General features: G+C 46.4%; 1 protein-coding gene. It reads right to left on the reverse strand.

Features of this window, described 5'->3' with window-relative positions:
- Nucleotides 1–278: RNA-guided endonuclease InsQ/TnpB family protein (locus J3492_RS13095; protein WP_207992435.1), on the reverse strand; the 278-nt coding region annotated here is incomplete at both ends.

Here is a 278-nt window from a genome sequence, read left to right on the forward strand (position 1 = left end):
CGGTCAAGCCCGACCGCAAGGATGTTCTTAGCGGCATTGATATCTCTATCATGCCATGTGCCACACTCAGCACACCTCCATCCTCTTATTCCAAGTCCTGCTCTACCTTTTGGACTACTGCCACTTATTTTAAGGCAGCACGAGCAGGTCTGGGTAGTGTATTTCTCATTTACCATCTCAAGCTGACAACCTGCATGCTTGCATTTATATTCCAGTTGTCGTTTAAGTTCAAACCAACCAGCGTCATAGACGGATTTGGCCAGTTTGGATGAAGTGAA

The organism is Psychrobacter coccoides (assembly GCF_017498085.1).
GTDB classification, from domain to species: Bacteria; Pseudomonadota; Gammaproteobacteria; order Pseudomonadales; family Moraxellaceae; genus Psychrobacter; species Psychrobacter coccoides.